The sequence below is a fragment of the Anaerotruncus colihominis genome (genome assembly GCF_010206195.1).
GTDB lineage: Bacteria > Bacillota > Clostridia > Oscillospirales > Ruminococcaceae > Anaerotruncus > Anaerotruncus colihominis_A.
Window position 1 is genome coordinate 36,936 of the sequence record NZ_VIQT01000007.1, and the last position, 12,082, is coordinate 49,017.

Sequence of the window (12,082 nt, forward strand, 5' to 3'; positions counted from 1 at the left end):
TGAGAAAATGCGTAGCGAATATGGAAAAATATTCCAAAATATTCAAACAAGAGAAATCGAATGTTTTTCGTATGATCCTCAACAAAATTACTATGATATAGTGCAGGATGCGTCTAAAAGAGGATATCAGCAAAGTATTTTTACTTCTTCTGTAATGATTTCACTCATTGAGTATTTTTTACTGAAGCATAATGCTTTAGTGACTGGCATTGAATTTTTAGTAGAAGACATTGCTCTGAATCAGGAAATCAATAGACTTCTTGACAAGATGAAAGGTAATGGTGCTTATTGGGAAATACTTAAAGAAAAACTTTCATTTTTAAGTCGGTATGATTCAATCGATATTAAGAAAGTCACTATTGCTGGTAGAGATGGCATGGGATTTCTACTTAGTTTACAAGTTAATGGAATAATTATTGTCTCAGAGAATGCTTATGAGTCTGTATCAGATGAAATTAGTAAGATTGTGAGGAGGGTGATTGCTTGAAACCTTCCTCAATTATAAAAATTCTAATTAAAGCAGTTGTGCTTCCGATGATAGCGATGTTCATGTTAAATAAATGGAATTTATGTGGATATATAACATTTATTCCAGAAGATTATCGCTTTGAAGCGGGATTGGCGTTGTATATGGCAATACTGGAGGCAGTTGCCGAATTCATAGAATATTTTATCGCTAAAGCCAACGCTACTATAGCATGTACATTTTATACAGATGAACGAAGGGAAGACAGACATGCTAAACCAACTATACAAATGAGCGATAGCTCAATGGGAATAGCGAGTGTGTGGTGTCATATCATTCTTGATGGTAATTACAAAATACTCTCAGGAACAGAAATATGTTTAGATATACCTCAATGGTTTTCGGCCCAATTGGATGCTAACAGTAGCCTTGACCAGAATAATCATCAAATTAAATGGGATGTTTCTACATTATTGCCAGAACATGATAACAAAAAGGACGTTCATACAGAAACGCGTATGAAAATCTCATTCATAAGGAACAACGAAAATGATGCATCCATTGTTCTTGAGCCAACAATCAAAAAAAGATTTGGATTTGGACTTGAATTTGAGACTAATGGAATTACAATTCAAAATATGGGGTGAGCAAACAAATGACGGCTGTTACAAGATGGGTAGATGAAAAAACTACAAACTTTGCTGATATAGAGATGTTGCTTGACAAGGAGCATCCTGACGAAATACCAGAAACTGGAACAAAATATATGAATTGGGAAATAAACAAGATATTCGATGAAGATAAGGTCGCATTATTTTATAGCAGGCAGGTAATATATAATTTTTACACATTTTCTGTGGATCAGATTCCTGGAAGTGAAGAAATTTTGGATGACGGTACCTATACGAAAAGAGGATTTGTTATTCCATTGCACAAACATTACTTCGTAAAATGTTATTCTATACTGGAAAAGGTGAGATTGTAAGTAATGCTTTAGATTTATCAGGGGATTTATTTGTGTGGCTGATAAGCAAAGTATATGGTAAGGAAAATACTATATCAAGCGAAAATGAAGAACTTAGTGATTTGATTATAGATTCGATTAAAGGATTTAAAGGTGATACGGAGGACTTGTTGGCAAAAGTATCTATGTCTGGTGAGTCTGTGATGAATATTATAAGTGCATTATCATTTTTGATAGAAAGTCGGAATTTAAACCAAATAACAGTGGCGCTTTCTTATCGCAATCATTTGAATATTGAAATATCTTTGAACAATAGAAATACTATAGGTTTTGATGAAGATAAATATCTAGGAGAACTAATTCAAGGTTCCCGTGAAGAAAGGATTGCAACTTGCATTTTATCCCTTTATACAGAGATTCTTCCCATCTTGTTACAGAAATATCAAAGCGATATTGATTTGAATTTGTGGGGACAAGGTAAGTGTGTTTCTTTTTTGAAAATGGTGGCAGATGATTTAAACCAGAAAGTTAATGCACGTATCGATGATTTGATTGCTAAACCAGAACAGCTTAAGTTTAAGATTCACTCACAAGAAGGAATTCTTGAAGAACCTTAAACCATTACTTTATGTAAATAGGAGGGGATAATAAATGAGAATGCCAAAAAGAGTTACTTGCCCGAAGTGTTCTTCCGTTCTCGAATATGATGATCGGTCAATCCATGAAGGTAATAGAGATTTTGAGGACTTTGATTGTCCAATATGTGGTTATACTGTAGCCACTGTATTTACAGATTTGCTACCTATTGTTCATGTGATTTCAAAAAACGAGAACTGGAATAAATAACTTTCAAGTTATTTAGCAAATCAATCTAAATTGATTTTGTTTTGGACACATAATTGAATATCTAAAATTAAGAGCGAAGGCTGAAAATGTCCTCGCTTTTTTTATATCTAAAAAGGAGGCGTTTTTTATGTGGAACATGATTACACACTTTCTTACCTTCACCGGAGGGATGTCTGCCGGCGTTGTGCTGATGTGTCTTTTACAGACAGGAAAGCAGGCGGACGAAGAATTTGAAGATATGCAAAGGAGGTCTGGATATTGAAGTTAGTCATTGCAGAAAAGCCTTCCGTCGCCATGTCTCTGGCGGCGGTCCTGGGCGCGAATGAGAAAAAGGACGGCTATCTGGAGGGCGGCGGCTATCTGGTGAGTTGGTGCGTGGGGCACCTGTTGGAACTGGCGCAGCCGGAGGCTTACGGGGAACAGTACGCCAGATGGCGCTATGGCGACCTGCCGATCCTGCCGGAAGAATGGAAATACGAAGTGCCGAAGGATAAGAAAAAGCAGTTTGGCCTCTTATGCCGGCTGATGAAGGACAAACGGGTGGCTTCTGTGGTATGCGCCACCGATGTTGGATAGTGCGGAGGGGCGACAAACAAATACAAATAAAAAAGGGACTTCCTCAATCCTTAAAAGGCTATGACAGTATCGGTTATAGTCTTTTTTCATGCGGTAATTACCGTATGAAATGAACTCCTATTCCCCCAAGCGGAGAAATACCCAACAACAGTATTCCGCAATCAAATCTCCCAACAAGTAACGAGAAAAAATCATATATCAACACCGAAACCAATCAATCATATCAATCCATATCACAGGAGGGCAAAGACCATGAATAGAAAGCAGGAACAACAGATTTTGGACTATTACAGTACCGCCGACAAATATATCCGTAGCAAGACACACTCCAATGCGCATCAGACTGTATTTACGAAAGAAAACGATAAATACCAGTGGCTTGTGTTGGAACAGAAAAGCCAGTGTGAAGTCGAGGTAAGGCAGACCGACAGGCATGGAACAATCACAGCGAGGGATAATTACGAACTGACAAAAAATCTCCCTAAGTGCGTGGGCGTGGAGCGTTTATGTGAGGGCGCAAATATACAGATACCTTTTAACGCTGATGAAATCAATCTGATTTACCAGTTTGGAGAACAGGGAAAAGCGGAAACGTGCGCCAGTCTGTCTGCTATTCTTCCGCAGATAAAAGACGATAACACAAAGCAGATAGTAAGTAGCACCTTAAAGAAATTAAATTCCCTGTCAGAAGAAACGTGTGCGGAACTGACCGCCACCACCAAAAGACGGAAACTGACCGAGCGTGACCACTCCATAAGGACAAGGTTAGCCAGAGCAAAGGAACAGGCAAAACAGCCGACAGTTTCCGAGGGAAAAAAGCACAGAACCCACAGCAAAGGAAAGGGGGATATGGCACTATGAAACTTTCCCGATACGAACAGGAAACGATTGTCAATTATAATGCAGGAGAAAAGACCGCCACCCTCTATACAAGGGATAAAGCGGTTATGCGGAAACTTGACACGCTTGTTGCCGACTTCCCCGACACATACAAGCTGACAGGGCAGGACGAGGTATCTAAGACCTATTCTTTTCCAAAGTCATACGTCAGCTACCGAAAGCCGAGGGCGGTCAGTAACGAGCAGAGGGAACGGGCAAGGCAGATGATGATTGCAAATAACAAGGCAAAGGGAAATTAAAGAAAATTTAATGGAATTGTGAGTGCATTTGTGGTAATATAACAAGGAGCAGATTAACAGATTAGAATAGTGGAGGAAATAGGTATGGCTCTTTCAAACATAAAAGCTGTATTTCGTTACAACATACAGGACGTGTGGAATATAGTTACCTCTTTAGAAAAATATCAATGGCGCAGTGATTTAAGTAAAATAGACATAATAAGTGAAACACAGTTTGTTGAATATACAAAAGACGAATATGCAACTACATTCACTGTCACTGCATTTGAGCCACTCAAGCGTTGGGAGTTTGATATGGAAAACAGTAATATGAAAGGACATTGGACAGGGATTTTCACTTCTAAGGGCGAAGAAACAGAAGTTGATTTTACGGAAGATGTTACCGCAAAAAAAATTATGATGAAACCGTTTATAAAAGCTTTTTTGAAAAAACAGCAGGGCTTATACATAAACGATTTAAGAAAGGAATTGGAGAGGATTTATGGATAGCAGAGAAATAATAAAAGAATTACAATCACAGGCTTCGGAAAAATACAAGGCAAACGTGGTGAAAATGGGTATACCGGAGAAATATAGTATTGGTGTATCGACAGGAGAAATAAGAAATATTGCAAAAAGAATAGCCAAATCTAATGAACTTGCATTTGAACTATGGAATACCGGTTACCATGAAGCGAAGCTTTTGGCAGTTCTTATATTCGACAGAAAAGACATAACACATTCGGATATTGAGAAACTTATGAGCGAAGTTGTTTCGTGGGATTTGTGTGACCATTTATGCAAAAACCTGATAGCCAAGATGAAAGGCTATGAGGAATTTATTTATAAATGGATTACCTCTACTCATATTTACAAAAAACGTGCTGCTTACACTCTGATAGCTACATCTGCAATACATGATAAAAAACTCCTCAACGATACTTTGGATAAGTATTTGAAATTGATAAGGGAAACACAGGACATTGAGCATGAGCATATAAAGAAAGCTGTAGCGTGGGCATTAAAAGAAATTGGAAAAAGGGATTTCGATTATAATGAAAAAGCTCTTTTGGTTGCGCATGAACTGTTAAACAACGGCAATAAGACACAGACATGGATTGCAAAGGACGCAATAAAGGAACTGGAAAGTATGGTCAAGGTTGAAGGAAGAACACGTTTGATTTCAACGAAGACACAAATGGGGAGTGAAGTTTAACCTCTATTTGCAGGAAATGATACGCATTAAAACTGAATATTGTTTACCTTTAGGTAGCGATTATCTTAACAGACAATCAGCTACCTTTTTTATTTCCAAAACTAATCAACACAGTACAGAAAGAATGAGGTATCAAGATGATTGAGAGCAAAAATGACGCAAGCAGAAATTTAGAAAAAGCATTGCAGGCATTCGAACAGGCGAAACAGCGTGTAGCCAATGAGAAGAAAAAGCAGAACGAGAAGAAACGCAAAGCCGAGAACCACCACAAGTATATCATGGGCGGTATTGTCGTGAAGTATTTCCCTGACTGCTACCATTATGACGAGGGCGAGTTAAACCGTATCTTGTCGGTTGCCTTGCAGACAAGGGAGTGTCAGCAGATTATATCTAAAATTAAAGCGGAAAGCCGAGAAACCACTCCCCCACAATCCGCTCTTACTAATGCCGAAAACGAAAGCGAGGGCGGTACAGAATGACAAAGGCGAGGACACTGGAAAGCCGAGGTAACGTATCCACCCTGTTTACAGGGTGCGCACAGATATACCACCAGAGGTGGTATGTGCGCTCTCCGAGGGGCAAGTTTCACTTGCATGGACTCCTGCGGAGGGCGTTGTCTGCCTTGCGGCAGCCAAAAGGGGAAACGACAATTCCCCTTCGCAAGCTGCGCTTGCTACCCTTTAGTGAACTTTGCGTTCAGACAAAAGCCAAAGTGCGGCTTTTATCTGCCCACAAAGTCTATGAGTGCGCCCCACTACCCTGTCGGCAGAATGTAGGTGTTGCGCATGGCTAATGTTACGAAACAGGCAAGCACACGTTTTTCCATAGTCAGGCGGAGCAAGGGGCAGTCGGCAGTCGAGAAAGCATCATACATCAGCAGGAGTATTCTTGTCAGCGAGTTTGACGGGCAGACCTACCGCCCCAAATACCATGAGGATTTAGTCCACAGCGAAATCACTCTCCCACCCAATGCGCCCAAAGAGTATGCAGACCGAGCCACTTTATGGAACGCTGTTGAACTGGCAGAGAAAAGGCAGGACGCACAGCTTGCGAGAATGTTAAAAGCGTCACTCCCCAACGAATGGAGTTATGAACTTGCGGAGGAAGTCGTGAGGGATTATGTGCAGAGGAACTTTGTTGACAAAGGAATGTGTGCTGACTGGGCAATCCATGACAGCGAGAACGACAAAGGACAGCGCAATCTCCATATCCATGTAATGCTTACCTTGCGCCCTCTTACGGAAAAGGGGGAATGGGGAGCGAAACAGAAGAAAATCTATGACCTTGACGAAAACGGGGAGCGTATTCCCGTCATTGACAAAAAGACAGGACAGCAGAAAGTTGACAAGCGCAACCGCAAACAATGGAAATGCCACACCGCCGACAGCACAGACTGGAACAGCAAAGAAAACGCCAAAATGTGGCGAAAAGATTTAGCCGACACAATCAATGCCACCAATGAGCAGTTGGGGATTGCGGTACATTGGGAACACCGCTCTTTTAAGGAGCAGGGAATTGACCAAGAGCCGACTATCCATATCGGGGCGGTTGCTAACGCTTTAGAGCGCAAGGGCATACAGACCGAGAGGGGCAACATCAATCGGGAAATCATTAGGAATAATATGCTGTTGGAGCAGGCAAAAGAAATGCTCATGCTTGCCAAGCAGGAACTTCACAGCGCACAGTACGCCAAGATTAAGAGTACAGCGGTCAGCGTAAAGAATGAAGTCATGGAGATGATTGCAAAGGTGAGGGAGCGCAAAGGCAGACTTGACCTGCCGATTGTCAGCGGAAAGCACCTAAGAAGAATATCCGACAGAACCGCCTTGCAGTCAGCCGACAATGCGGAGAAGTTCATCACGACAAGAAAGATAGACAGCTATGAGAGACTTGCAAAATTTACAGCGGATAAGGAACAGAAATACCAACAGTTGGAAACGGTACATCTTTCAAAGGGGCAGAAACTAAACCGATTAAAGGAACTGTCAAAAATGTATGCCCTCTTTGCGCCAATCCAAGCCACCTATAAGGAAAGCCAGTCACTCAAAGGACTTGCAAAAATGCGGTATGATAAGGAGCATAAAGACAGCTTATCGAAATACCCAGAATTAAAGGAGCGTATGCAGAGCCTTTTACAGAACGACGAAAAGGTAACACCGAAACAGTGGAAAGCGGAGATACAGTCTTTGCAATCCGAGTATGACAGTATCAGTAAAGAGCAGACCAAGACCGCCACAGAATTAGCGTATGCCGAGGTAATCAGCTACAATAAAAAGAACCTTGAGAGGGAGCTTCAGAACGAGAGCCGACAGCATAACAGGCAACAGAACAAAACGAAACGGAGGGAGGAAGAAATTTAATGAAAATCTGATAGAAATATGAGTGTGATTGTGGTATTCTATTGGAGATACAAATTGAGTTTGACGGAGGCATAGTATGGAGATAACAAATAAAAATATAGATAGCGGAAAACCTTTTGATTGGGGGAAAACCTCTTTAGATTATGCAAAATTTCGTGACATATATCCAAAAGAATTTTATCAAAAAATTATTGACCGTAGATTATGTTTGGACGGACAATCTGTTCTTGATATTGGAACAGGTACGGGCGTTCTTCCGAGAAATATGTATCAGTATGGAGCAAAATGGACGGCTACGGATATTTCAGAAAATCAAATTGAGCAAGCCAAAATTCTTTCAAAAGATATGGATATAGATTATTATGCTATATCAACGGAAGATATAGATTTTTCTGATAATTCCTTTGATGTAATTACAGCTTGTCAGTGTTTTTGGTATTTCGACCATGAAATTATTATGCCTAAGTTTTATCGTATGCTTAAACAAGGGGGAAGTATTCTTATCTTATATATGGCATGGCTTCCATTTGAGGACAAAATTGCGGGAGCCAGTGAAAAACTTGTATTAAAATATAGTCCTAATTGGAGCGGTGCAGGAGAAACAATACATCAAATAGACATACCCGACTGCTACAAAGAAAAATTTGAACTTGTATACCATGAAGAATTTACCTTAAAAATACCATTTACCCATGAAAGTTGGAACGGAAGAATAAAGGCTTGTCGTGGAATTGGTGCTTCACTTACCGAAAAAGAGATTTCAATGTGGGAACAGGAACACAGGAAACTTCTTGAACGGATTGCGCCTAATGAATTTGATATTTTACATTATGGTGCGATTGCTGAACTTAAAAAACGATAAATTTTTATTTTTCAGAATTACACAATTAAACAAGTCACAGCGTCAGAGCGTATAGAAAACAAATCTATGCGCTCTATTTTATTGTAAAGGAGCAGATTTATGAGTAAAGACAGCAAGGCACAGCATAGAGCCACCCGACAGCACCCACCCACTAAAATTATCGTGGAAAGGCATTATGTAGGCACTGAAAAAATGGAAACGGTATTCAAGCGGATAGCCGAGGAACAAATAACAAAAAAGGTTAAGGAAATAGCGGAAAACAGCGTAAATTAGCACTGGAAACGGAAAAGGGAATATAGTATAATAGGAGTTAAGAGGAAGTCCCTTTTCATCAAGGAGGACGAAATGAAAAGGGCAAAATTAAATAACGACAAAATCACTGCTTTATATTGCAGGCTTTCCAAAGACGACGGCACGAACAACGAGAGCATGAGCATCAGCACACAAGAGAACATTTGTCAAGGGGGATTTCACCCAAAAGATGAAGTCCCCGCGATAAACATGAATTTATTCAATTTCCTTTTTTAGAAAAAAGAAACCATCCATGCGCTGAACAAGTTCCCAACCATCAGCTCCCAATTCATTTAATTGTGTTTCAAACTCCTGCGCAACCTTTTCATATTGCTTTGTACTTACAGCTAAAGCAGTTGCGATTGTTAGTACTTTATACTCATATTTTTTCACTTGAAGATACCTCCATGCAAATACCGATTTGTCACAAGCCAAGTATACCACCAATGGGAATGACATTCAATCCTCATTTACAGGTGCTGATAGTAGTAGCAAGCAATGCCCCGGTATATACCCGGCGCAGCTTGTTGGGGGCTGATGGCCCCCAAGCCCCCGGTGCATCGGTGCAGCTCCGCCCGATGCACAAGCCGCCGATGGCGTCTGCTGGCCTGTCCATACTGGGCAGGGAAGGAACGTTCGGCGGGAGCCGCCCCTGGAGGGCGCACGGTTGCCGTCAGGCAGTACCACCATCGCGCCCAAGCCGGTGGTGGGTAAGTGCGCTCTTAGCAGAGGGCCTATAAAGAGAACGGAGCGCCCAGGTCATCCCCGGACGCTCCCGCTCGGTTTTCTCCTGCTGGTCGATCACCGCCTTCCCAGCCTGTGCCATTCTGCCACAAATGAACCGCAGTCAATGTAATGTAGTGGCCTGGTGAAACCACCCTTTATACATTACATCTCAGAAGCGAATCCTTGAAGCCTACGCAAAACAGAACGGCTTTTCAAACCTCAAATGGTACACAGACGACGGATTCTCCGGGGCAAATTTCCAAAGACCCGGCTTCCAGTCCATGCTTGCCGACATTGAAGCGGGGCTTGTGGGAACGGTCATAGTAAAGGATATGTCAAGGTTAGGGCGAAATTATTTACAAGTGGGAATGTACACAGAAACATTATGGACAAGGACACAAAAGGCAGACCATGAAATGGGGCTGCTGACAACAAATAAAGGTTGAATATCCGGCACAGGGAAAGTGCGGGATATTCAGCCTTTTTGTTGTTTGTTGGGGTTTCCAAAGGGGCTTGCCCCTTGGCACACGACTTTGCTTGCAAAGTGTAGTGTGTTATACGCTCTGTCAGCGTTGCTGCGAAAATGGGATTGCCACCGGGAAAGGCAATAGCATTTGGAGCGGCAGGAAAACAGGGCTGTGATTGCGTGACGTGGAGCCGCAAGCGCAAGACTGGTCTTATCAGCAGACAGGGCGTATATGGAACTTCCGTTCCACGCCGGACTATGAGACAAAGTGTCCCAAACGGATAGCCACACTCACAAAAAAGAAGACGGATTTTTCTCTCAAAATTGAAATGGGCAGGAAAGCCATTTTAGGGCTTTCCCGCCTTGACTACCCATCAGCAAAGACAGGCGGGACTGTCAGCGGCGGCGCATTTATGCGCCGTTCATCTTGACCGTTGACTGGCTCGCCTGGCTTTGCTATTTCCCCGATAGATTAGGAAATTATTTGAGTGGCTTTTCACGTTCTTGAACATAATCATTTTCAAAGCTAATAGAAATTATTGTATTTTTTATTCCTGTCCCTGTAAAACATACAGCATATTCGTCATCCTTTTTTAGATTGTCCAGTGAAATGGAAAAAGTAGTTAATTCAACTGCTCCGTCCCATGTATTACTCCATAAAATCTCATTTGTTTTATTGTTCTTGATTTCTAAAATTCCTTTTTCTCCATCCATTTCCAATTCACATTTTGCTGTCACATTCTCTAAATCATTTGATACACAAAATAGCTTTTCATTGATAAATGGTTCTGTATCATCATAATTTTCATTTAATTGCATTTCGATTTTTACACCATCTGCGGTATTGGCATTGGCTATGGAACTTTTGCATGATGTTAAGGCCGCCATACTAATAAGTGCAATACATAAAACAAGAATTTTCTTCATAAATACCTCCGCATACTTTGGTTTTCTGCTCTTTTATTTTCTCCCCCGCTGTGGGGTTGGATTTTTCAGCAAGTCCGATTTCTCCGCAATCTTTTTCAGCCACTTCTTTTCTTCTTCTGACAGCTTCTTCAAATTCAATTTGAGCTGTTTGCAGATAAAAGCCATAGATGCTTGCTCCATGTCATCGTCCTCGCTGGCGGCTTCGTCTGCGGCCTGCAACAATCCTTTCAGCGGGTTATCCTCCGGGACGCTGAAAAAATCGTCCTTGTGGGTTTCCCGCAGGTCAAATGCTATATTGTTTATGTCCTGCTGTATCACATAGCGGCAAAAGCTGTCATCGTCAATATGGGCGGCGATAAGCTGTCTTAACTGCGGGTCGGTCAAGCCGGAATTATGTTGCTTCATAATGGTTGCGCTCATAGCGTCCACAATGGCGTTTGCGCCCTGCACCTGCTTCCCGGCAATTCCATTCACATAAATTTCAAGGTCAGCCATCAGCCGGGGAAAATCCGGGTGCACCGCCAGTTCACACAAGAGGGAATTGTCTACCAACCCACTTTTCAATAGTTCAATCATATCATCACTCAAACACAGGTCTGCAAGATCGGCGTTTGGGTAATTTTTTGTTTCGGACAGCCCCAGCAGATAGTCGGCAGTCACGCGGTAAAATTTCGCCAGTTTGATAAGAGCATAGTGGCTGATATCCTTGAAGTCATCCGCTTCATAACTGCCCAGCGCAGACTTGGAGAGGTGCGTTTGCTCCGCAAGCTGTTCCAGTGTCAAGCCACGCTCCACACGCAGGTCTTTTAAGCGTTCTTGTGTGGATAGTTCCATGCTCTCCCTCCTTGTCCACTCTATAAAATAGGAAGTTGTTACATTGTGGGGTATGTTTATTATACATGTTTTGTTGTTTTTACTCTTGATTGTGTAATTTCTTCAAATAGTTGTTTTTCGTTTAGGTCTTTAAAAACTCTTTTTGGAATTAACGTATATATTCGTGGTGCTTGAATTAAATAATAAAAATCATGGCTTTCCCATAGTGCAGAGTAAATATCCCACTTCATTTCTGATTCAATGCTTTGTGTTTTAAATTTAATTGTTTCTTTTGAGAATACCAGCGTATATTCCTCATGATATTTTGCAGTTTGCTTGAATTTCAGTATAGGCATTAGAATATATAAATAGCTTCCCAATGCAGTTACAACAATTACCAATCCAAATATTAAAATACTAAATATGCTAAAAGAGGTGAACAGCATATAAA

17 protein-coding genes and 2 pseudogenes are annotated in these 12,082 nt (G+C 41.3%); 15 read left to right on the forward strand and 4 right to left on the reverse strand.

What is annotated here, in order from left to right; all coding sequences use genetic code 11:
* The first annotated feature begins 7 nt into the window (after window positions 1-7).
* The 14 genes and pseudogenes from FMM72_RS03390 (at window position 8) to FMM72_RS16935 (ending at window position 8,681) form a co-directional block, all read left to right on the forward strand.
* Window positions 8-487 (forward strand): hypothetical protein, encoded by a 480-nt coding sequence (locus tag FMM72_RS03390; protein WP_162220598.1) that lies wholly within the window; start codon window positions 8-10, stop codon window positions 485-487.
* A complete protein-coding gene (locus tag FMM72_RS03395; protein ID WP_162220599.1) occupies window positions 484-1,113 on the forward strand; it encodes a hypothetical protein in 630 nt (209 codons plus the stop codon). Before FMM72_RS03390 ends, FMM72_RS03395 begins: the two co-directional genes overlap by 4 nt.
* Window positions 1,114-1,121: 8 nt before the next feature.
* On the forward strand, window positions 1,122-1,451 hold the full coding sequence (locus FMM72_RS03400) for a hypothetical protein (RefSeq protein ID WP_162220600.1): 330 nt from the start codon (window positions 1,122-1,124) through the stop codon (window positions 1,449-1,451).
* 32 nt (window positions 1,452-1,483) lie between these two features.
* On the forward strand, window positions 1,484-2,047 hold the full coding sequence (locus tag FMM72_RS03405) for a hypothetical protein (RefSeq protein WP_162220601.1): 564 nt from the start codon (window positions 1,484-1,486) through the stop codon (window positions 2,045-2,047).
* A gap of 356 nt (window positions 2,048-2,403) precedes the next feature.
* Window positions 2,404-2,538 carry a DUF3789 domain-containing protein gene (locus FMM72_RS03410; protein ID WP_162220602.1) on the forward strand — a complete coding sequence of 45 codons (135 nt, stop codon included), beginning with the start codon at window positions 2,404-2,406 and terminating at the stop codon, window positions 2,536-2,538.
* Window positions 2,535-2,849: pseudogene (locus FMM72_RS03415) on the forward strand (toprim domain-containing protein); the annotation flags it as partial. The gene FMM72_RS03410 and the pseudogene FMM72_RS03415, both read left to right, overlap by 4 nt.
* 255 nt (window positions 2,850-3,104) lie before the next feature.
* Entirely contained in the window at window positions 3,105-3,713 is a 609-nt protein-coding gene (locus tag FMM72_RS03420) for a transposon-transfer assisting family protein (RefSeq protein WP_162220603.1), read from the forward strand.
* Complete coding sequence (locus FMM72_RS03425; protein ID WP_162220604.1) at window positions 3,710-3,991, forward strand: hypothetical protein; 282 nt, start codon at window positions 3,710-3,712, stop codon at window positions 3,989-3,991. Before FMM72_RS03420 ends, FMM72_RS03425 begins: the two co-directional genes overlap by 4 nt.
* An 84-nt stretch (window positions 3,992-4,075) precedes the next feature.
* On the forward strand, window positions 4,076-4,480 hold the full coding sequence (locus FMM72_RS03430) for an SRPBCC family protein (protein ID WP_162220605.1): 405 nt from the start codon (window positions 4,076-4,078) through the stop codon (window positions 4,478-4,480).
* Complete coding sequence (locus tag FMM72_RS03435; protein ID WP_162220606.1) at window positions 4,473-5,186, forward strand: DNA alkylation repair protein; 714 nt, start codon at window positions 4,473-4,475, stop codon at window positions 5,184-5,186. Before FMM72_RS03430 ends, FMM72_RS03435 begins: the two co-directional genes overlap by 8 nt.
* 137 nt (window positions 5,187-5,323) lie before the next feature.
* On the forward strand, window positions 5,324-5,665 hold the full coding sequence (locus tag FMM72_RS03440) for a hypothetical protein (protein WP_162220607.1): 342 nt from the start codon (window positions 5,324-5,326) through the stop codon (window positions 5,663-5,665).
* A 306-nt stretch (window positions 5,666-5,971) separates the two neighbouring features.
* A complete protein-coding gene (locus FMM72_RS03450; protein ID WP_160228744.1) occupies window positions 5,972-7,546 on the forward strand; it encodes a MobA/MobL family protein in 1,575 nt (524 codons plus the stop codon).
* 76 nt (window positions 7,547-7,622) lie between these two features.
* Window positions 7,623-8,408, forward strand: coding sequence for a class I SAM-dependent methyltransferase (locus FMM72_RS03455; RefSeq protein ID WP_016283243.1), 786 nt, complete (start codon window positions 7,623-7,625; stop codon window positions 8,406-8,408).
* Between the two features lie 99 nt (window positions 8,409-8,507).
* Window positions 8,508-8,681, forward strand: coding sequence for a hypothetical protein (locus tag FMM72_RS16935; RefSeq protein ID WP_016283242.1), 174 nt, complete (start codon window positions 8,508-8,510; stop codon window positions 8,679-8,681).
* 234 nt (window positions 8,682-8,915) lie between these two features.
* Here FMM72_RS16935 and FMM72_RS03465 read toward each other — a convergent pair whose 3' ends face one another.
* A complete protein-coding gene (locus FMM72_RS03465; protein WP_016317937.1) occupies window positions 8,916-9,092 on the reverse strand; it encodes a DUF4177 domain-containing protein in 177 nt (58 codons plus the stop codon).
* Between the two features lie 494 nt (window positions 9,093-9,586).
* On the opposite strand from FMM72_RS03465, the pseudogene FMM72_RS03470 reads away from it, so the two are divergent.
* Window positions 9,587-9,814: pseudogene (locus tag FMM72_RS03470) on the forward strand (recombinase family protein); the annotation flags it as partial.
* Between the two features lie 557 nt (window positions 9,815-10,371).
* On the opposite strand, the gene FMM72_RS03475 reads toward FMM72_RS03470, so the two are convergent.
* From FMM72_RS03475 to FMM72_RS03485, 3 genes are all read right to left on the reverse strand, one after another.
* Entirely contained in the window at window positions 10,372-10,818 is a 447-nt protein-coding gene (locus FMM72_RS03475) for a DUF4624 family lipoprotein (RefSeq protein ID WP_016316871.1), read from the reverse strand.
* A gap of 33 nt (window positions 10,819-10,851) precedes the next feature.
* The gene (locus FMM72_RS03480) at window positions 10,852-11,652 is read right to left on the reverse strand and encodes a helix-turn-helix domain-containing protein (RefSeq protein WP_016316872.1); all 801 of its coding nucleotides are present in this window, start codon (window positions 11,650-11,652) and stop codon (window positions 10,852-10,854) included.
* Window positions 11,653-11,711: 59 nt separating this feature from the next.
* On the reverse strand, window positions 11,712-12,082 hold a 371-nt coding region (locus tag FMM72_RS03485), incomplete at its 5' end, for a YcxB family protein (protein WP_162220610.1).

What these genes read in the sequence shown, in the direction of transcription:
- FMM72_RS03390 (WP_162220598.1), top strand. Translation starts at nt 8, where the DNA reads ATGCGTAGCGAATATGGAAAAATATTCCAAAATATTCAAACAAGAGAA.
- FMM72_RS03400 (WP_162220600.1), top strand. Translation starts at nt 1,122, where the DNA reads ATGACGGCTGTTACAAGATGGGTAGATGAAAAAACTACAAACTTTGCT.
- FMM72_RS03410 (WP_162220602.1), top strand. Translation starts at nt 2,404, where the DNA reads ATGTGGAACATGATTACACACTTTCTTACCTTCACCGGAGGGATGTCT.
- FMM72_RS03420 (WP_162220603.1), top strand. Translation starts at nt 3,105, where the DNA reads ATGAATAGAAAGCAGGAACAACAGATTTTGGACTATTACAGTACCGCC.
- FMM72_RS03425 (WP_162220604.1), top strand. Translation starts at nt 3,710, where the DNA reads ATGAAACTTTCCCGATACGAACAGGAAACGATTGTCAATTATAATGCA.
- FMM72_RS03430 (WP_162220605.1), top strand. Translation starts at nt 4,076, where the DNA reads ATGGCTCTTTCAAACATAAAAGCTGTATTTCGTTACAACATACAGGAC.
- FMM72_RS03435 (WP_162220606.1), top strand. Translation starts at nt 4,473, where the DNA reads ATGGATAGCAGAGAAATAATAAAAGAATTACAATCACAGGCTTCGGAA.
- FMM72_RS03440 (WP_162220607.1), top strand. Translation starts at nt 5,324, where the DNA reads ATGATTGAGAGCAAAAATGACGCAAGCAGAAATTTAGAAAAAGCATTG.
- FMM72_RS03450 (WP_160228744.1), top strand. Translation starts at nt 5,972, where the DNA reads ATGGCTAATGTTACGAAACAGGCAAGCACACGTTTTTCCATAGTCAGG.
- FMM72_RS03455 (WP_016283243.1), top strand. Translation starts at nt 7,623, where the DNA reads ATGGAGATAACAAATAAAAATATAGATAGCGGAAAACCTTTTGATTGG.
- FMM72_RS16935 (WP_016283242.1), top strand. Translation starts at nt 8,508, where the DNA reads ATGAGTAAAGACAGCAAGGCACAGCATAGAGCCACCCGACAGCACCCA.
- FMM72_RS03475 (WP_016316871.1), bottom strand. Translation starts at nt 10,818, where the DNA reads ATGAAGAAAATTCTTGTTTTATGTATTGCACTTATTAGTATGGCGGCC.
- FMM72_RS03480 (WP_016316872.1), bottom strand. Translation starts at nt 11,652, where the DNA reads ATGGAACTATCCACACAAGAACGCTTAAAAGACCTGCGTGTGGAGCGT.